Origin of the sequence: Blautia sp. Marseille-P3201T (assembly GCF_900120295.1) — a bacterium.
Lineage (GTDB): Bacteria > Bacillota > Clostridia > Lachnospirales > Lachnospiraceae > Blautia.
Genome location: NZ_LT635470.1, coordinates 595,123 through 613,813 on the forward strand (window position 1 = coordinate 595,123; position 18,691 = coordinate 613,813).

Genomic DNA, 18,691 nt, shown 5'->3' on the forward strand with positions numbered 1-18,691 from the left:
GTCAAACATTTCATCAAATACTTGTTCACACGGTACTTTACACATTCTTTTTTTCTTGTGACGTATCTTGTATTCTAAAGGTAGTCTGCTTCTTTTCCAGACAGTAATTTATGTATGATTTTATATATGGATCTGCCTCCTCTCGTTTAAAGTTAATTTCCTTTCGGAGTCTTATGAAGGAAGATAAAACGCTAATACAGCTTGCGCCTCCCACAGCAATAATTCCTTTTCTGGCATTTTTATCATCTGAACAAAATACATAAACTTGTTGCCCCAATTTCATATTTAAAACTTGCAATAATACATAAGATTTTAATTCCCCAAGATTTTTTCCTGCTCCTATGGCATCACAATCTAATGTTAATGTTTTAAGAAATTCCTCTTTTCCTATACGCAAGCTATCTATTTCAGATACTTTTACAAAATTCTCTTCAAAATAGCCAGCCTTATAAGCATCACAGGCGTTCTTTAACATTTCAATATACATTGCTATGGCCAGTTCTCCATAAATAACTGTCAGCTCATCTAAAATCATTTTATCATCATAAAGGTTTATGCTCTTATTTTCAACCTTGTCCTTAAACCCTGTCGGTGCTCCAGCAATATTATGACGCAAAAGTTCAACACTTATCTGCTCATGGCAATAAAAAATATAATCAGGCATTGCCATAATCTTATCAATCAGCTTATTTTCATCATCCTTGCGTATTAGGTGCATTTTTGAAATAAAATCTGTATCAAGCAAGGCATACTTTTTCTTTGCCATACTTTCACCTTATCTTTCTTTTTGAAATTCTTTTTCGATTTTTTCCAAATATGCCTTGTCTGAAGCTTCTCGGGTATCAACAAGCAATTCATGCTCCAAGTTAAAAGAGAACTTTTCAAGTAAACTTCCATAATGAATTAAATCATTACTGTTTTTTTGCCATCTTTGAGCTTTTCCTGTTAATTGAATTCTGTCAGAAACATAACTTGAATTGATTTTAAGCAGTTCTCTGGCTTTTGTTTCTTTAATCATTCCGTTTTCAATCAGACGCAAAATAACTGCTTTATACGGCAATGCAAAAATATCCATCAAAACAAGGACACCATCAACATTTAACTCTTCTTTGGAAAGCCCAAATATTTTAAATTGTTCCACTACACTTGCATCCGGCATAAGCAAAAGCCCTGCGAATGCGTTAGCCTCCAAATCCTCCTGAGTTGCTGCTTCTTCATTAAATGTTCTCGCATCCAAGAGCGAGCCTCCGGTAATTGTATTTGTATTGATGTCCTCTGCGTAGCAATGAATATGATAAAGTTCATGTGCCATTGCAAAAATCTGCTTGCATATAGGTAATTCCGTATTCACGCAAAGAAAAATAGTTCCTTTTTTTATAAATGTAAAAGCCCAAAGTTCCTCATCTTTAAATGGATATCTAAGAACCTCCAAAGGCAACTCTCTTTTTCTGGCATAATTAGGAACAATCCCAAATATACTATCTCTTATAATCGTATTTCCACAATAATTAACAGCAAATGCTTTAGATAACTCATTCATGTGCTCAAATCGTATATTCTGTTTTTTATATAAGCTTTCGCTAATAATATCTCCCATTAAAAATCATACCCCTCCATCATTGCCATACCATTCTCTTTCACTTTACTGTGAAATATAATCATATCTGAAAGTTTGTCTGCTATTTCTAAAGCATTCTTTGCTTGTTCAGAGTCCACTTTCCCCATAAATACATGTATAATATCTGTGTCAGGCATATTTTCCGGAATTTTCGTCAATTCTTCCATCCTTACGCCAAGAAAATCAGCTATTTGTTTCAACTCTATTGCATTAATCATACGTGCACCATTGAGCATTCTACTAACTGTTTGCTTGTTTGTCTCCAATGCTTCTGCAAGCTCTACTTGTTTTTTCTTCTGTTTTTTAAGAATTGTAAAGATGTTTCTGGCAATCATCATATTTATATCACTCATCTGCATACCTCCTCAATAAACAACTCTATTGCCTTAACCTTATTATATGCCTGCATATTCAACCAGTCAACACTACGTTGACTAATTCTCTTATTTTTATTTATATTATACACTTTTTTGATACTTTAGATACCTAATTTACGTCACTGATTTCTAATTTTTCATAAACAGAAAGCGCATCTAACACGTGATACGGCTCTGTATTATGCGAGCCTTGTGCATGAGCAGTAATGAAAAAATACTTTTTTCCGTTTATTTCTGCTGCTGTGGCAAGACAAAGCCCTGCATTTGAGGTATAGCCCGTTTTTCCTCCTAAAATACAGCTATCTTTCACTCCTGCTTTTTGCAGCTCCTGTGATAAGGTACTGAAAAAAGTAAAGCCCTCCGGATGTTTGTTAGTCGCAGGCACAGAATATGAAAATGCAGTAAAAATCTTAGAAAAGTCCTGATTTTTCATCGCATAACAAAGCAAGCGTGATAAATCCTCAACTGTTGTATAATGATTATCATCATGTAGGCCGGTAGTATTTGTAAAATGTGTATTTTTCATTCCCAGTTTTTTTGCTTTCTTATTCATTTCTGATACAAATTCTTTTTCTGAACCGCAAGAACCTTCTGCCAAAGCGACACAACATTCTGCCCCTGACGGCAGCAGTGCCCCGTATAAAAGGTCTCTGTAAGTAACCTTTTCTCCCGGCAAAAAGCCTGCCATAGAAGCCTCCTGTGCATATAATTTAGGAAAGATTTCCTCTCTTAAAACAGTTCTTTCCCGTATATTATCCAGCTTTTCTATGGATAAAATCACCGTCATGATTTTTGTAAGTGAAGCCGGATAAATTTTCTTTTCTGAATTTTTTGAGGATAAAATTTGACCTTCTTCATCCACCAGTATCGCAGCCTCACTATAAAGCTCTCCTAAAGAAACTTCTTCCTTTCCCTTGCTGAAAACTTCCGATTTTTTATTTGGCAAAAGCAAGAAAACCAACACTGCTGCCAACAAAATTAACCCTATTTTTCTTCTTCTCTTTCTTCTTTGTTTCCGTTTACTCATATAAAAAACACCCTTCTTTCTTTTGTACTTCTTATAAATCTACTGTACCAAAAAGAAAGAAAAGGTGTTTTAATATTCTGTTGTTAAAATCCTAAGATTTCCTTAAGATTATAAATCACTTATCTTCCGATATTTAATTTATTCATTAAAGCTTCTTGAAGAACCTGAGAAAAGTTTATTCCCATTGCAGTTGCTTCTTCGTTTAACCATTGCGGTATGCTGAGTGTTTTTTTCACTGCTTTTGCATTGTGTTTTCGTAAATACTCCTGCATATCAAACTCTATTACTACAAAAATACCTTCCTCGTTTTGAATTTTATCTATTTCGGAGGGCATAGGAATTTCCTCTTTCTCCTCTTTTCGGTTCACCAACGCAAGTCCCAGAGCCTCTACTGCCATTTCATAAGCCTGTTTCATATCATCTCCTTCTGTAAAACATTCCGGTAAATCAGGAAATGAAATCCAAAAACCACCTTCTTCTGCTTTATGAAAAATAGCCGGATAAAATAATTTTTCCATACATAATACCTCCATTTGTTTCAGGCGCAGGGCTCATTTCAGCCCTGCTTGTTTTAGTATTGCCTGCTCTAAGCCCTTTTTCAAAGACTTAGAGTGATAAGGAACAATAACTGTTTTGCCGCTATCACGGTTCTTCATTGTAATATGAGAGCCATTCTGTCTAATTTCCTCAAACCCGTTCTTTTTGAGATATTTTATCATCTCTTTCGGTGTCATTGGCATTTTATGTATCTCCTTTCCTTATCATACAAAGATGATAGCACGTAATATTACGTATGTCAATCATATGTCCTAATCTTCTTTTTGTTCTAAAATACTCTCACACATAATTAAAATATTCTTGTATCTCTTACTCAAAAAATACTCTGCTACTGATATAAACCATAAAACAAATGGAATAATTGCTATTATAGCATACTGTACTATATCATCATAAAACATTTGTCCAGCATTTTCTATATCTTCCTGTGGAAGGCTTACATGCAAATCTGCAACTATACCAAATACGGAAATAGAAGCACTTAAAATACCTGTAAATATAGCTATTGCTGGAACAACTTCGCTCCAAATATTTCTACTTGGAATTTTCTTTTTACATAAAGCTTTCATAGTTATTAGTTCACATTTAGACCATGACATCAATTCTTTTTCCATTTTTAGGTATTCAAAGTCAAGAAATAGCCACCAGCTCTTTCTTTTAATTCTTTTCCATTTATTCCAATCAAAAAAAATTAATTCTTTATTCTGTAATTCCCATTCTACTTTATTCTGATACAAAACAACTATTACCATTATCACAAATATTACGATTACCATATCCATTTCTATTTTTCTGTACCTTATAAAATTTACTCCATTCTAAACAGTTTTCCTTTTGTTAATACGTATTATATTCGTTTCATTACTTTTCCGAAAGTACAATCTGAAAAATCGTCTCCTCCTGCTCACTTATAGCAGAAATACTCCCGCCATGAAGCTCCACAATCTCTTTTGCAATAGCAAGTCCAAGACCTGCACCTGCGCTATCCGAGCTGCGTGCCTCATCAATTCGGAAAAATTTCTGAAATACTCTGGAAAGCTTTTCCTTTGGAATTGTTTTTCCTTTATTTCGGAAGAACAGGCACACCCCATCTGAAGATTTCTGTCCTTCAATCGTAATAACAGAAGACGGATAACTGTAAGAAACAGCATTTCGAATAATATTATTAAACACTCTGGCAAGCTTATCTGCGTCACCGTAAACCTGTAAGTCTTCCGGCACTTTCAATTCTATTGAATTACCCTTCTGCGCCAGAACAGGATAAAATTCTTCTTTCATCTGTATAAGCATATAATATAAATCAATATTCTCTTTTTCCAGCGTAATATTCTGTAAATTGTAACGGGTAATTTCAAAAAATTCCTGAATAAGACTGTCTAAACGCTCTGCCTTTTTTCTGGCTATATGAGTATATTTTTCGCGTTGAGCAAGGGGCATATCCGGTGCATCTTCCAGTAAATTCAGATACCCCATAACCGATGTAAGCGGTGTCTTCAAATCATGTGCCAGATAAGTAATTAAGTCGTTCTTCTTTTGAGTTTCCATTTTCAAATACTGTTCTTTTCTTTCCATATCTGCTTTTATCTGAACTAGCTGTGTACTTATTTCTGAAAATTCCTGAGGGAAAATTTCCGATACATCACATTCTTTTTTCATGTAGTCATGTATCATTTCCGCTGTTTTGGAAATCAATTTTTTCTGTTGTTTTTTCAAGGAAAAATGCAAAATAATATATACAGAGCTTCCAATTATGCCAGCTAAAAAAACAAGAGAAAAAATAGCCACTGCCTTTAATGCTTGCCAATTCACACGTTCATAAATATATTGCGTATTTTGTTTTTCGTCATACCATCCGCTTTGTTCGTATGCGAAATTACTGCTAAACCAATCTAAAATCATGCCGTTAAAAACCGTATCAAATAGATAGTAAACTCCGTAAATTCCCAAAAGGAACAACAAAATCAAAAGAATAATTTTCACAATTTTACAAATATTTTTCTTCTCATTTTTCAATTTTATAGCCACACCCCCACACTGTTTTAATATACTTTGGATTTTCAAAAGAGTCCTCCATTTTTTCTCTTAAGTGACGAATGTGTACAGTGATGGTATTATTGCTTTTGCTGTAATATTCATCTTTCCAAATCTGATGAAACAGCTCCTCCGCACTAACTACATTGCCTTTTTGTTCGCATAAAATAGCTAAAATAGAAAACTCCGTGGGCGTAAGAGACAATAAACGTTCATTTAAAAAACATTCATGCGTTTTTTTGTTCAAAACCAATCCTTTATGCTCTAAAATCTCCTCTGCTTTCACTGTTCCCATATTATAGCGCTTATATCTGCGCAGCTGCGCCTTTACTCTTGCCACCACTTCAAGGGGCTGAAAAGGCTTTGTAATATAATCATCCGCTCCTAAAGTTAAGCCTTGAATTTTATCAATTTCCGCCCCTTTTGCCGTCAGCATAATAATAGGATAATTATATCGTTCACGTATTCTTTTGCATAACTCTAAACCTGAAATTTTGGGCATCATAATATCCAAAAGAGCCAAATCCAGCTCTTCCTTCTCCATAAAATTCCACGCTTCTTCTGCATCGTAAAATTTATATACGAGAAAATCCTCATTTTGCAAATATAACTCGACTAAATCTGCGATTTCTGTTTCATCATCTACAATTAATATTTTTTCTTTCATATCTGCCTCCCAGCACATTATAACAGAAAAAGCAAAAATGGAGCAATGCTTTTTCCACTTCTGCTTTTTAAATTTACATAATATTTTTATTGCAAACTCAAAATGAAGTATTTATCATTTAAGGATAAACTTTTGCTATTGGCTATAAAAAACAATTCTGTTATAATAAAATTATTAGAATGGAGGGGTAAAAAATGAGCATACAATCAGATGTAGAGTCTTTATCTATTCAAGCTTTAGAAAATTATGCAAAAATACACAATCTATCAGAAAATGACGCAGTAGATTTGTTTTACAAATATCAAATCTTTGAAAAAATTCTTTTACAGTATGAAATGTTGCATCGTAAGCGCAAAATAATTCGACGGATTGTGTTGCCCTAAAAATGAATCCATAATAATCATTAGAAAATGCAAGCATTTCACTTTATCTTCTCTTGCCAGAAATGATAGATGCGAGCATTTTACTCTATCCGATTTATGGAGGTGTGCTCATGAGAAGCAAAAGAATACCTGCCAAAGAACAATACCGTCTCATCATGGAATGCCGTCAAAGTGGATTGACAGATCATCAATGGTGTGTGGAACACGACATCAAACCGGGGACTTTTTACAACTGGGTAAAAAGGCTGCGTCAGAAAGGTTGTGTGGATTTGCCAGCGTCAACCGGACGCAGCTATCGTGCACCGGAAAGCCAGGAAGTTGTCAGAGTGGATTTTCATGATACTGACCCGCTCCCATATGAACAGCCATTCAATGTGATTCCGGTAGCTACGGAAAGAAATAACCTTTCCGTAGCAGAGCCAATGAAGCTGTCTGTAGGAAGCTTCCATCTAACAATACCAAATGGAACAGATCCTCAGCTTCTGGCTCAAACGCTCCGCATTGTGAAGGAGTTGGAATGTTAGGGGATATCACAGCCGCCGATGAAATCTATATCGTAACAGGCAGAACGGATATGCGGAAATCCATTGACGGGCTGTGTGCTATTGTAGAAGAACAACTCCATATGGATCCAAGGCGAAGCGCCCTGTATCTTTTCTGTGGAAAACGTTGTGACAGGATCAAAGCTTTGCTCTGGGAGTCTGACGGATTTGTGCTGCTGTATAAACGCATGGAAGTCCAGGGCAGGTTCCGCTGGCCCAGAAATCAGCTGGAAGTAAAGCAACTGACCTGGCAGCAATTCGACTGGCTCATGTCCGGTCTTGAAATCGAACAGCCAAAGGCATTCAAACCTACGCAATGATCGTGTAAAAACTCTATGCCAACCAACAAAAATGGAGAGCTTTCTACACCCTGTATCATGTCTGCAATCCCTTGTAAATACTGGATTTTCTGCTTCTTTTTCATTGCTTTTTATGGTATAATAAGAGCAATGAAAAAGGAGCAGAAGACATATGGCCGATAATTCAAAAGATTCAAAAATCCTTGCGTACAAGGACATGATCAACCAACTGAATAAGACGATTTCCGCACAGACAGAACTGATCCAGTCTTTACAAAAAACATTGGAAGCAGACCGTCTGGAAAAAGAAAACCTTCGTCAGCAGATTGAATATCTCACGAAGAAACTCTTTGGTACTTCCAGTGAAAAACGGAAAGATATCGATGGTCAGCTGAATCTTTTTGATGAAGCCGAGCAGGAGGCAGATCCGACATGGAAACAGGAACTTCCTGATGACATCACTGTTCCGGAACATAAGCGAAAAGCACGACGGACACATGCAGATCTCTTTAAAAATGTCCCTTCCTGCGACGAGATCATTTCTCTTCCGGAGGAGGAGCGAAACTGTCCAACCTGCGGAACACAGATGGAATGTATTGGGAAAGAATTCGTCCGCCATGAATTCCGGTTTACCCCTGCCAAAGGGAAAGTAGTAAATATCTATCGTGAAACCTATAAATGCCCGGAGTGTGCCATATCAGAGGAACACCCGGATGATCAGACATTTGTCAAAGCGCCTGTTCAGGAACCATTGATCCCAGAAAGTTATGCATCGGAATCCGTTGTAGGATGGGCAATGCACCAGAAGTACCAGAATGGTCTGCCATTAAACCGGCAGGAATCGGAATGGAAGCAGCTGGGTGTCCCATTAAGCCGGGCTACGCTTGCTAACTGGATCATTTACTGTGCCGAGAATTACCTCTGTCATGTTTATGATTATTTTCACCGTCAGTTACGGATGCGTAAATATCTGATGGCAGATGAAACCCGGGTTCAGGTACTGAATGAGCCGGAGCGCAATCCTGAAACAGATTCCTGGATGTGGCTCTTCCGCAGTGGAGAAGATGGACTTCCGCCGATCCTGCTCTATCATTACACAGAGACAAGGGCAAAGTTCCATGCAGCATCTTTCCTGCAGGGGTTCCGTGGATATCTGGAGACCGATGGATACCAGGGTTATAACGATCTGCCGGATATCAAACGCTGCTCTTGCTGGGCACATGTGAGACGTTATTTCACAGATGCCATACCGAAAGGGAAAGAGTATGATTACAGCCTTCCGGCAGTGCAGGGAGTACAATTCTGCTCCAAGCTGTTTGATTGTGAGCGGTACTCAAAAGCAAAAAATCATACTGCGGAGCAGAGAAAACAGTTCCGTCTTGAAAAGGAGAAGCCGATACTGGAGGCATTCTGGAATTGGCTGGATCAACAGCGTCCAAATAAGGGAACCCGTTTGGCGAAAGCGGTGAACTATGCCCAAAATCGGAAAGACACCCTGATGACCTATCTGGAAGACGGTCATTGCAGTTTATCCAATAATCTTAGCGAGAATGCAATCAGACCATTCACTGTTGGCCGGAAAAACTGGCTGTTCAGTGCCAGTCCGAAGGGAGCTGCCTCTAGCGCTATTGTGTATACAATGGTTGAGATGGCAAAAGCGAATGACCTGAATACCTACAAATATCTGACATACCTCTTATCACAGCGGCCAGACGCTAAAATGTCAGATGAACAGCTGGAACAGCTTGCCCCATGGAGCGAGACTGCGAAAGCGAACTGTCAAAACTAAACATAGAGTAAAACGCTTGCATCTATCATTTTGGTGCAAGCGTGATTCATGGGCAGCGTAGCAATATTTTGCGCTTACGTTGCATCAGCTTGATATCAGTGAAACTCTATCTTTTGTCGAAGAAACAATTAAGGAAGGGAATTCTATCTTAGTCCTATACCATGGTTCCAATATTGCCTTTGATACTATTGATTTAGCAAAATCCCGCAATCGACGAGACTTCGGTCGTGGATTTTATTGTACTGTACTAGAAACTCAAGCTAAAGAATGGGCACATCGTTTATATATGCGAACTTTTTCTGGCAGCGAATACGTATATCAATACATTTTTCATCCTTCTAATTCATTGAATATCAAACATTTTAATACTCTTGATGCAGAATGGTTAGAATTTATCAAAAACAATCGATTACATGGTGGCATCCAACATAATTATGATATAGTCATAGGTCCTGTGGCCGATGATAACACAATGGAAACCGTTCAACTTTATATGTCAGGTATTTTAAAATCACATGAAGCAGTAGACAGACTTCGTTATAATAAAATTAACAATCAAGTGTCTTTCCACACACCACGTGCTTTAGAATATCTACATTTTGAATATCGAAAGGAGATTGCTCATGATTAGTAATAAATATTTTTTCAATGGAAAAGACATTACTATGAATTTATGTATACAAATTCGAGATGTTATAGACATTATCCAAGAAACAACAGGTATGAATTTTCCTGAAGCCACCGTAGCTTTTTACCACTCTAAGACTTACAAAGCTTTGCAAAACACTGAAAATACACTTTGGGCAGAGTCTGCCGGTTATATTGCAGATTGCTACTTTGAAGAACAGGAAATTTTAAATTCTAAGCAGCGTCCTTAAATATACAAAAAGAAGTTGTCACATTTAGCATTTTTCAGAAACATTGATATGCCTTTAACTGTAACAGCTTCTTTTTGATAACTGATAAACTATATTTTTTCCTGCAAAATCTCAAGTAAATCATGATATCCTGATTTCTCTAATAAATCTTTTGCCCCAAAAAGTATCTCCTCTTTTGAATATTGATGTTCCTGCAAAAAACTTTCTTCTTTCTCAGATAAATACTGATAAAAAAGTGCAGCCGTTATCACATCATCTTGATTAGTATAATCCATTTCATCTAAAAGAATATTCTCCGCTTCATTAATCTGTCCCCTGTCAATCATAGCTTTAAAATCTTTTAGTGGTCTCCCTGATACCTGAAACTTGTCTTCATTTTCTAATTCAACAGAAGTATATTTCTTCCCCAACATTAAAGAAAACAAAACGCTTACCATTTCCTTAATCATACGCATAAGATAGTCTTTTTCGTCTGTGAAATTCATGTGACACCTCCTTTAACAATTTCCTAACATCCCCTGTGTTTCTCTTTTTTCTTTTATAGCATCCTCCACTGCCGGACTAAAGCGTAAGCTATCATAGTATTTTACAACAAATTCATTAACTTCATACTCCTTCGGTTCTGTCCCGAATGTCACTTTAGAAGCGGAAAGCTAACTCGCTTATTCCCCCCGGTGTTGACGGATAATAAAGTAAAGTAAAAACCAAAACGCTATCAGAGAAGCTCCCATACAGGGAAAATAAATCTCTCCAGGCATTCTGGCAACAGCCGGGTGACTCATGACACATATGGTGACACAAACCGCAAAGGCCAGTCCGCTTAGCAGGATATACAGTATATTTCGATTTTCAGCCGGCTCCAGTGTGTTCTCCCAGGTTTTCCTTCGCTCGAACTCCCGCAATAACATTTCTTCATCCTGAAGTCCCTTAACCAGAAAATATGTATGCCGGGTCACACGCTTATTTGGATGGCGCGACTGGCATCGGATAGCATAATGACTGTTGTTTTCTTTAATGTTCCATACCTTCAGAATTTCATCTGCACCTTGGGGAAGATATGGCTTTTTGCCCTGCATACGCAAAAACGCCTGCGTCTCCATCGCACCAACTTCAAAGCCTAAAAATCCATATCCATAATTAGATATGCTGCGGGCATCCATAATCCATAAACGGTCATTTTCTGTAAGAAAAAAAATCATGGCATCCTGCATTCCCCGCTGCCCCAGTCTTACAGCCAGTACAATTCCAAGTGCACTAGTCAAAAGCGCCAAAATCATAGAAGAGCTTTGCTGCGGCAATCCTAAAGAAAGGGACAAAAATGCTCCTGTCAAAAGCAAAGCTGTCATTAAAAGTACAATTCCCAATATTCCCCCCACCGTCCGATATCCATAGTGGCTTTTTTTCCTTGTCTCCGGGGACATCCATATCTTTTTCAGTTCCATGCTATTTCCTCCTTTTCTTTTACTCTACCCTGACACAAATTCGTAAAACCTCACGCATTTTTTTAATCCTTTTTTGTTTCAACGTAAAATTTCCCAGATAGGAATAGGTCCTATCAATGAACATCTACATCCGGAGAAGAAAATTCTGCCTGATAATAATTCTCATCATATTCTATATAATCAAAGAAAAAATTTATATAATGTATCATGTTATTTCATTCCCACTTTCATCTAAAAATCCATATTCCTGAGGAATTAATTCTGTCATGTATAAAAATGGACAAATTTCCACCAGAATATTTTTTGTCTTTCCCTGCCCTTTTACCCAGATTGTTTTTATCCTTTCATTATGAACCTCAAATTCTACCGCCCTATCATAAAACCTGATAAATCCGTTTTTCTTTGCAACCGCAATTTTCCAAGTCTTCAGCAATTTCATATTTCCCACATGTTCATAATAATATCGTTTCTTCTCATTTAGTGGAAGTTTTCTCACTACCATGTTTTTAAATTCTTGTGCATTTTTGGCAAGGCTTTTAACAAAGGTTTTCGTATCGGGATACTTCTTTTTTCCTTCTTCAAATGCCTCCTGTAATTGTGTTTTAAAATCCATGGATTTGCCTCGGATATGTCCTTCCTCTAACTCTTTGTTCATAGTGTATAATGGAATTATATATTATGAAATATTTTTTGTATATAGTTTTTTAATCTTAATACTCCATACTATCCACAATCTCTTTTATCGTCTCCATAGAAGTTCTTCCGCACAAAGTATATCGGACACCGTCAGTCACAAAAATGGCACATTCGCAGAATTGCATCGTCATATTCAATAATCAATCTTTCTATTACCTGTTCTGCCGGCATCTCCGTTCCCTCCTTTCACTTCTTAGACACGGGAATTACCTAAAATATTACGCTGCTCACTCATATTTTTTAAAAATCAAAATCTTTATCCTGTAATATTTAGAAAAGGGAATGTTCATGCCGCAGCATGAAACATTCCCTTTTCATGGTTGATTTTTCTGTTATCTGCCAACCTCCGACACCTTCATTCGGAAAACATATCAGATTTTAGGTGTCAACCCACCGATAATACACAGCTTTTACAAATTATTCAACATTTCCTCCAACTCTTTTATGTACTTCGGAATTTCAAATCCCTGCGGACAATACTCTGTACAGACTTTACATGCAATACAAGCAGACGGACTCTTTTCTTCCGGCATCTGTTTCAAATCACGAATTCTCCATGCTCCGCCTACTTTCGCTGTATTATAATGTTTCAGCAAAAACGGAATATCCAGTCCCTGCGGACAATTCGGTGTGCAATATCTACATTCTGTACACGGAACTGTAATAGTAGCCTTCTGCAGTTCTGCTGCCTCTTTAATCTGCTCTTGTTCTTCTGCAGTTAATGAAACTGCCTCTGAAAATGTTTGAATATTATCATAAACCTGACTGTCATCAGACATTCCGCTTAAAACCACCTGTACATTTTCCAGTTCCATTACCCATCGCATAGCCCATGATGCCAAAGAACGGTCTGTATCCATTGATTTTAATTTATCCGCTGCTTCCTCTGTAAGATTTGCCAAAAGTCCTCCATGAACAGGCTCCATTACCATAATCGGAATTTGAGCCTGCGTTAAAATTTCATACAGCTCCTTGGCATCTGTAAAATACCAATCATAATAATTCAACTGAATTTGTATAAAATCCCAAGGATACAGTTTTAAAAGCTCTTTCAAAAGCTTTGCTGTTCCGTGAAAAGAAAATCCCAAATATTTAATTTTCCCTTCCTTTTTCATCTGGTCGAAATAAGAAATACAGCCGTTTCCAATCATTTGTTCTGCAAAAGTATCCTGAATTCCATGAAGCAGATAAAAATCAATTCTATCCATATTAAGCCTTGCAAGCTGTTCCCGAAACTGTTTGCCATAATCAGGCTGCGCCTGAAAATTATACTTATCTGCCACATAAAAACTATCTCGTGGATATTTTTCCAAAGCCTTCCCCAGAAATTCTTCAGACTTGCCCCCATGATAGATGTAGACTGTATCATAATAATTCACACCTTGCTCCATACAGTGAGCAATAAGCTTCTCTGCTTTCTCGTAATCAATCTCTGCATCATTTCCATTTGATATTGGAAGACGCATCACTCCCATACCAAGTCTGGATAATTTAATTTCATCTTTAAATGTTTTATACTGCATTCTTTTTCCTCTTTCTACACCTTTTTTGTAAGCGCACCATAGTGCATATATAGACATTATTATAGTAATTTGAGATAATTACCTCAACAATTAATACTTGTCAAAAAAGTTTAGTCAAAAATGTTTAGCCTAAATATTTTTGACCTGTAGGAGGTGACTGTTATAAAAACTCAAACGTCTATAGTTGCACGTCGTTATCGTTTACAAGAGTGGGCACAAATGCTCCAAGAATGCAACAACAGACCCGTTGGAATGTCTGTCAGTGAATGGTGCCAAATGAATTCCATTACGACAGCTAACTATTATTATCGGATGGCTCAGGTTCGTAAAGCTTGTTTAGATTCATTTCCGGAGGAAGGTGCGGAACAATCAATTGTTCCAGTTCCAATGAATCTAGTGGCATCAGATAATTATTCTCTTAAAGAAACGCCACAAATATGTGAGGAATCTTTTATTGACGTATCTTCACATGGAATATCGTTTCGAATTACAGAGAAAACATCAGATTCACTTATTGCAAAAGTTTTGGGAGTGCTTGCTCATGTTGAATGATGCCACTTGTTTCAAACAGGTTTATATTGTCTGTGGCTATACGGATTTACGATTTGGTTTGGATTCGTTGGCTTCTATTATAGAATCAAAAATGGGATGCAAACCTTATGTTCCTGATACTTTATATCTTTTCTGTGGTCGTAAAACAGACCGGATCAAAGGGCTCGTCTGGGAAAAGGACGGTTTTCTATTGTTATATAAACGTCTGGAAAAAGGAAACTTTATGTGGCCAAGAAAAGAATCTGATGTACGAGCACTTACCAGTCAGCAGTTCCGTTGGCTTATGGAAGGGCTTACGATTTCTCCAAAGAAAACCGTTCAGGAGATCCAGTCACCGGAACATATGGCATGATGTTTGTGCAAAAGGTAGAAATTTAAAAACTTAAATTCTACCTTGCGATATGAGAATAATACTTGCTTGTCCGTCTGTTATCATACGTTATTTCTGCGTTATTCCGCTTTTACGCAGTTGTAATTTGTTTCAATCATTTCAAAAAAAGCGTTGTTTTTTGAGGTCTGCACTTTCTTTGTAGGAACTTAGAATTATAGGCAATATGCCGAATTCAAAACAGAGTGGCATTCGCAATTTTTGCTCGTATCTGTTATAATAGACCTCAGAAAAGAGGTACATTATGGCGATAGAATATACAGAAGAACAACTGAATAATTTTGATAAAACAACAGTGATCCAGCTGTTTTTGGCACAACAATCACAGCTGAAAGATATTGATCAGAAACTGCAGTTGTTATTGGAACAGATTGCTGTAATGAACAATAATCGCTTTGGGAAATCATCTGAGAAACTGGAAGTAGATAACCAAATCTGCTTCTTAGAAGTTGATGGTAATATCATTTATTTTAATGAAGCAGAAGCAGTTGCTGCTCTTGATGAGACAGAAGAATCTGTAAAACCAAGAGGTAAAAAAGTAAAGGGAAAACGAGCTGCTGATATCAAAGATCTTCCCATCATTCCAGTTGAACACAAAATGACAGAGGAAGAATTAGCAGCTGAATTTGGTGAGGATGGCTGGTATCAGTTGGAGGATGAAATATATCATCGTTATCGTTTCACACCAATGAAGGTTGAAATCGAGGAACATCATGTCGCTGTGTATAAGTCCAAAAAGGAGAACCGTTTTAAAAAGGCGGATCATCCTGCTTATTTACTGAGAAATAGTCTTGTTTCACCATCTTTACTTGCTGGTATTTGGAATGCGAAATATGTGAACGCGGCACCGCTCTATCGTCAGGAACAGGAATTCCAGCGATTGGGTCTTAATATTGATCGTGCGGATATGGCTCATTGGACAATTCTATGTGCAGAGAGATATCTCTCTATCTTTTATGATTATCTGCATGAAAAACTATATGATTATCATGTGCTTCAAGCAGATGAAACTCCGGTTCTCGTTTCAAAGGAAAACCGCACAACCGGAAACAAGCATTATATGTGGGTGTACCGAACAGGAAAAATGTATCTGAACAACCAGATTGTCCTGTACGAATATCAGCCCTCTCGTAATGCAAGTCATCCAAGGAAGTTCCTGAAAGATTTTCAAGGAGTCTGTCTGACGGATGGATATCAGGTCTACCATACGATTGAAAAAGAGCGTGAAGACCTGAAAATAGCTGGATGCTGGGCTCATTCGAGACGGAGGTATGATGAAGCTGTTAAAGCCCTTCCAAAGGCGAATCGAAAAATGTCTTTGGCATATCTGGCATTGAAGCAGATCCAAGCGATTTATCGTGAGGAAAACAAACTTGAGAAGATGGATTCTGAAGAACGCCTGAAACATCGTCAACTGACTGTGAAACCATTAGTTGATGCTTATTTTGCATGGGTAAAACAGAATCTCATGTCTGTTCCACCGAAAAGTAAAACTGCAAATGGATTTACTTATTCCATAAATCAAGAAAAATATTTGAGAACTTTTCTGGAAGATGGGGAAGTTCCAATTGACAATAATGCTGCGGAACAGGCGATTCGACCATTCTGTGTAGGGAAGAAAAACTGGGTGATGATTGATACCATTGCAGGAGCAGAAGCCAGCGCAATTATTTATAGCATTGCTGAAACTGCAAAGGCTAATCATTTAAAGCCTTACAATTATTTCGAATATCTTTTGACGGAGATTCCAAAACACATGGATGATCATGATACAAGTTTCTGTGAAGATTTGCTCCCTTGGTCAGCTAAACTGCCAGTGGAATGCAGAAAATAGACTAAAAATAATGCCGCTCTTTTGGAGCGGCTAATCAATTAGCAGTACCGGCTATGGTGCGCTTACCCTTTTTTATTAAAGTATAAGACTATTTTGCTAGTTCTTCCAGAGTAATTTCACTATTTTATAGAAAAATCTGATGGAGCAGAAACTATCTACTAAATTAATTTAGGCAGAACAGCATAGACTTCTCTATACTCCTCTGCCTTTCTTTTTACTATTTTGAAATTTCTTGCATAGCTTTTTTAAACTGAACTGCAAATAAAATTGCAGTAAAGGTTACGGCAATTATGTCCGCTACCGGTTCTGCCATATAAACTGCCATAGTCTGGTTCTGTTTTAAAATCGCAGGCATCACATAAATCAGCGGAATTAAAAGAATAAATTTACGCATAACTGCTACAATAATAGAGGCCTTTGCATTTCCAATAGACATAAAAGTCATCTGACATGCCATCTGAATTCCGAAAATAAATAACGCTGCCACATAAATTCTCAGTGCATCTTTAGTAAATAACAGCAATGCTGCATCTGAAGTAAACATTCCTGCAAACCCCTGTGGAAACAGCATGACACCGCTCCATAACAAAACAGCATAAGCCATACTTACTTTTAACAACAGCCAAAAGGCCTTTTTTACACGTTTGACATTGCGTGCACCATAATTATAACTGATAATCGGCTGTGCGCCCTGTCCCAATCCCTGCAGAGGAAGCATAGCAAACTGCATAACACTGGTAAGAATAGTCATTGCACCTACCGCAATGTCTCCTCCATATTTCAGCAAAGAAGAATTGAAACATACAGAAATAATACTTTCACTTGCCTGCATAATAAAAACAGAAGATCCCAGTGCTAAACTCGGAAGAATGTATGCAGATTTCAATTTCAAATTTTCCTTTTTAATTCTTAAGAAAGTTTTCTTTCCAAAGAGGAATGATACTACCCAGATACAAGAAAGTGCCTGAGAAATAATTGTTGCCAAAGCTGCCCCGCGTACTCCCATATCAAATCCGAAAATGAGAATTGGATCCAGTACAATATTTGCAACAGCCCCGATTAATACAGATAACATACCTGTTTTAGCAAATCCCTGTGCAGTAATAAACGCATTTAATCCTAAAGTAAGCTGAACAAAAATCGTTCCTAAAGCATAAATATTCATATAGCTTACACCATATTCAATCGTATTTTCACTGGCGCCAAAAGCTAAAAGGAAGTCTCTGTTCCAAATTAATAAAACAATCGTCAGTATAATTGAAATAATAATTTGCAGGGAAAAGCAGTTACCCAATGTTTTTTCTGCTGATTTTGTATCGCCTTTTCCCATAAAGATGGAAGCTCTCGGTGCTCCGCCATTTCCCACTAATGCTGCAAATGCCGCTACAATCAAAATCAGAGGCATACACACGCCCACTCCTGTAAGCGCCATAGCACCCACCTTGGGAATATGTCCAATATAAATACGGTCTACAATATTATAGAGCATATTGATAATCTGTGCGGTTACTGTAGGAAGTGCCAGTTTTAATAATAGCTTTCCTATTGGCTCCTTCCCTAAAAAATTTTTGTCATTTGTCATAGTTCTCATTTCCTTTCTAAAACTTCTTTTAAATTTTGTAAAATTAATTCATTCATAGCCTCATATTTTTTTAATTCTTCTTCTGAAAACTTTTTAAAAATTTGCTCTCTAAAATCCTGATTAATTTTTTCAATTTCCTGTACAATAGGAAATGTTTTTTCAAGAAGAGATAAATGAATTTTCCTTCTGTCCGCCTGGTCTTGTCTGCGTATCAAAAGTTCTTTTTGTACAAGCATTTCTACACCGGCTGACACATTTCCCTTAGGCAGCATACGCCGTTCTACAATATCCGCTGCTGTATCTTTCTCAGGATTATTATATAAAAATCCAATAATCGCAATTTCTATATGCGAAAGCTGATATTTCATCTGCACATTTTCCAAATGCTTTTCATACAGTTTCATCATATAACGAACCAGCAATAACATGTCCGATGCATTTTTCATATACATGCTCACACTCCTTCCATAAAAAACAGCTATAATAGTTCTAAATAAAACTGTTT

24 protein-coding genes and 1 pseudogene are annotated in these 18,691 nt (G+C 37.1%); 9 read left to right on the forward strand and 16 right to left on the reverse strand.

Features of this window, described 5'->3' with window-relative positions:
• Positions 1 to 37: 37 nt before the first annotated feature.
• From BQ7352_RS11185 to vanR, 9 genes are all read right to left on the reverse strand, one after another.
• The gene (locus BQ7352_RS11185) at positions 38 to 766 is read right to left on the reverse strand and encodes a hypothetical protein (RefSeq protein ID WP_072449314.1); all 729 of its coding nucleotides are present in this window, start codon (positions 764 to 766) and stop codon (positions 38 to 40) included.
• Between the two features lie 9 nt (positions 767 to 775).
• On the reverse strand, positions 776 to 1,597 hold the full coding sequence (locus tag BQ7352_RS11190) for an ImmA/IrrE family metallo-endopeptidase (RefSeq protein ID WP_072449315.1): 822 nt from the start codon (positions 1,595 to 1,597) through the stop codon (positions 776 to 778).
• Entirely contained in the window at positions 1,597 to 1,971 is a 375-nt protein-coding gene (locus tag BQ7352_RS11195) for a helix-turn-helix domain-containing protein (RefSeq protein WP_072449316.1), read from the reverse strand. The genes BQ7352_RS11190 and BQ7352_RS11195 overlap by 1 nt, the downstream gene beginning before the upstream one ends.
• Positions 1,972 to 2,104: 133 nt before the next feature.
• A complete protein-coding gene (locus BQ7352_RS11200) occupies positions 2,105 to 3,022 on the reverse strand; it encodes a D-alanyl-D-alanine carboxypeptidase family protein (RefSeq protein ID WP_072449317.1) in 918 nt (305 codons plus the stop codon).
• A 119-nt stretch (positions 3,023 to 3,141) separates the two neighbouring features.
• The gene (locus BQ7352_RS11205; protein WP_022239137.1) at positions 3,142 to 3,540 is read right to left on the reverse strand and encodes a type II toxin-antitoxin system HicB family antitoxin; all 399 of its coding nucleotides are present in this window, start codon (positions 3,538 to 3,540) and stop codon (positions 3,142 to 3,144) included.
• Between the two features lie 33 nt (positions 3,541 to 3,573).
• Positions 3,574 to 3,756, reverse strand: a complete 183-nt coding sequence (locus BQ7352_RS11210) for a type II toxin-antitoxin system HicA family toxin (RefSeq protein ID WP_330390450.1) — start codon at positions 3,754 to 3,756, stop codon at positions 3,574 to 3,576.
• Between the two features lie 75 nt (positions 3,757 to 3,831).
• The gene (locus tag BQ7352_RS11215; protein ID WP_072449318.1) at positions 3,832 to 4,362 is read right to left on the reverse strand and encodes a hypothetical protein; all 531 of its coding nucleotides are present in this window, start codon (positions 4,360 to 4,362) and stop codon (positions 3,832 to 3,834) included.
• Between the two features lie 79 nt (positions 4,363 to 4,441).
• The gene (locus BQ7352_RS11220) at positions 4,442 to 5,641 is read right to left on the reverse strand and encodes a sensor histidine kinase (RefSeq protein WP_083429897.1); all 1,200 of its coding nucleotides are present in this window, start codon (positions 5,639 to 5,641) and stop codon (positions 4,442 to 4,444) included.
• Entirely contained in the window at positions 5,583 to 6,278 is a 696-nt protein-coding gene (gene vanR, locus BQ7352_RS11225; protein WP_072449319.1) for a VanR-ABDEGLN family response regulator transcription factor, read from the reverse strand. The genes BQ7352_RS11220 and vanR overlap by 59 nt, the downstream gene beginning before the upstream one ends.
• Before the next feature lie 194 nt (positions 6,279 to 6,472).
• Here vanR and BQ7352_RS11230 point away from each other — a divergent pair, with 194 nt between their 5' ends.
• The 6 genes from BQ7352_RS11230 (at position 6,473) to BQ7352_RS11255 (ending at position 10,169) form a co-directional block, all read left to right on the forward strand.
• Positions 6,473 to 6,661, forward strand: a complete 189-nt coding sequence (locus BQ7352_RS11230; RefSeq protein WP_072449320.1) for a DUF3791 domain-containing protein — start codon at positions 6,473 to 6,475, stop codon at positions 6,659 to 6,661.
• A 110-nt stretch (positions 6,662 to 6,771) separates the two neighbouring features.
• On the forward strand, positions 6,772 to 7,185 hold the full coding sequence (tnpA, locus tag BQ7352_RS11235) for an IS66 family insertion sequence element accessory protein TnpA (RefSeq protein WP_200791357.1): 414 nt from the start codon (positions 6,772 to 6,774) through the stop codon (positions 7,183 to 7,185).
• Positions 7,179 to 7,523: an IS66 family insertion sequence element accessory protein TnpB gene (gene tnpB / locus BQ7352_RS11240; RefSeq protein WP_003023173.1), complete on the forward strand. Its 345-nt coding sequence runs from the start codon at positions 7,179 to 7,181 to the stop codon at positions 7,521 to 7,523. The genes tnpA and tnpB (BQ7352_RS11240) overlap by 7 nt, the downstream gene beginning before the upstream one ends.
• A 151-nt stretch (positions 7,524 to 7,674) precedes the next feature.
• Positions 7,675 to 9,291 carry an IS66-like element ISRgn2 family transposase gene (locus tag BQ7352_RS11245; RefSeq protein ID WP_072446722.1) on the forward strand — a complete coding sequence of 539 codons (1,617 nt, stop codon included), beginning with the start codon at positions 7,675 to 7,677 and terminating at the stop codon, positions 9,289 to 9,291.
• A 79-nt stretch (positions 9,292 to 9,370) separates the two neighbouring features.
• Entirely contained in the window at positions 9,371 to 9,922 is a 552-nt protein-coding gene (locus tag BQ7352_RS11250) for a DUF3990 domain-containing protein (protein WP_083429898.1), read from the forward strand.
• The gene (locus BQ7352_RS11255) at positions 9,915 to 10,169 is read left to right on the forward strand and encodes a hypothetical protein (protein WP_072449321.1); all 255 of its coding nucleotides are present in this window, start codon (positions 9,915 to 9,917) and stop codon (positions 10,167 to 10,169) included. Before BQ7352_RS11250 ends, BQ7352_RS11255 begins: the two co-directional genes overlap by 8 nt.
• A gap of 89 nt (positions 10,170 to 10,258) precedes the next feature.
• Here BQ7352_RS11255 and BQ7352_RS11260 read toward each other — a convergent pair whose 3' ends face one another.
• The 5 genes and pseudogenes from BQ7352_RS11260 to BQ7352_RS11280 form a co-directional block, all read right to left on the reverse strand.
• Positions 10,259 to 10,654: a DUF6483 family protein gene (locus BQ7352_RS11260; RefSeq protein ID WP_072449322.1), complete on the reverse strand. Its 396-nt coding sequence runs from the start codon at positions 10,652 to 10,654 to the stop codon at positions 10,259 to 10,261.
• Positions 10,655 to 10,666: 12 nt separating this feature from the next.
• A pseudogene (locus BQ7352_RS14450) lies at positions 10,667 to 10,810 on the reverse strand (DUF2992 family protein); the annotation flags it as partial.
• A 21-nt stretch (positions 10,811 to 10,831) separates the two neighbouring features.
• Complete coding sequence (locus tag BQ7352_RS11270) at positions 10,832 to 11,611, reverse strand: hypothetical protein (protein WP_072449323.1); 780 nt, start codon at positions 11,609 to 11,611, stop codon at positions 10,832 to 10,834.
• A gap of 205 nt (positions 11,612 to 11,816) precedes the next feature.
• Positions 11,817 to 12,224: a hypothetical protein gene (locus BQ7352_RS11275; protein WP_072449324.1), complete on the reverse strand. Its 408-nt coding sequence runs from the start codon at positions 12,222 to 12,224 to the stop codon at positions 11,817 to 11,819.
• A 493-nt stretch (positions 12,225 to 12,717) separates the two neighbouring features.
• The gene (locus BQ7352_RS11280; protein ID WP_072449325.1) at positions 12,718 to 13,830 is read right to left on the reverse strand and encodes an aldo/keto reductase; all 1,113 of its coding nucleotides are present in this window, start codon (positions 13,828 to 13,830) and stop codon (positions 12,718 to 12,720) included.
• A 252-nt stretch (positions 13,831 to 14,082) separates the two neighbouring features.
• On the opposite strand from BQ7352_RS11280, the gene BQ7352_RS14560 reads away from it, so the two are divergent.
• The 3 genes from BQ7352_RS14560 to tnpC all read left to right on the forward strand — a co-directional run bounded on the left by BQ7352_RS14560 (position 14,083) and on the right by tnpC (position 16,604).
• Positions 14,083 to 14,382 (forward strand): IS66 family insertion sequence element accessory protein TnpB, encoded by a 300-nt coding sequence (locus BQ7352_RS14560; protein ID WP_159430646.1) that lies wholly within the window; start codon positions 14,083 to 14,085, stop codon positions 14,380 to 14,382.
• Positions 14,372 to 14,734 carry an IS66 family insertion sequence element accessory protein TnpB gene (gene tnpB / locus BQ7352_RS11290; protein WP_072449326.1) on the forward strand — a complete coding sequence of 121 codons (363 nt, stop codon included), beginning with the start codon at positions 14,372 to 14,374 and terminating at the stop codon, positions 14,732 to 14,734. Before BQ7352_RS14560 ends, tnpB (BQ7352_RS11290) begins: the two co-directional genes overlap by 11 nt.
• Before the next feature lie 280 nt (positions 14,735 to 15,014).
• Entirely contained in the window at positions 15,015 to 16,604 is a 1,590-nt protein-coding gene (tnpC, locus tag BQ7352_RS11295) for an IS66 family transposase (RefSeq protein ID WP_055154302.1), read from the forward strand.
• 217 nt (positions 16,605 to 16,821) lie between these two features.
• Here tnpC and BQ7352_RS11300 read toward each other — a convergent pair whose 3' ends face one another.
• Positions 16,822 to 18,186 (reverse strand): MATE family efflux transporter, encoded by a 1,365-nt coding sequence (locus BQ7352_RS11300; RefSeq protein ID WP_072449327.1) that lies wholly within the window; start codon positions 18,184 to 18,186, stop codon positions 16,822 to 16,824.
• 5 nt (positions 18,187 to 18,191) lie between these two features.
• Positions 18,192 to 18,638 carry a MarR family winged helix-turn-helix transcriptional regulator gene (locus BQ7352_RS11305; protein WP_242948577.1) on the reverse strand — a complete coding sequence of 149 codons (447 nt, stop codon included), beginning with the start codon at positions 18,636 to 18,638 and terminating at the stop codon, positions 18,192 to 18,194.
• Positions 18,639 to 18,691 lie beyond the last annotated feature (53 nt).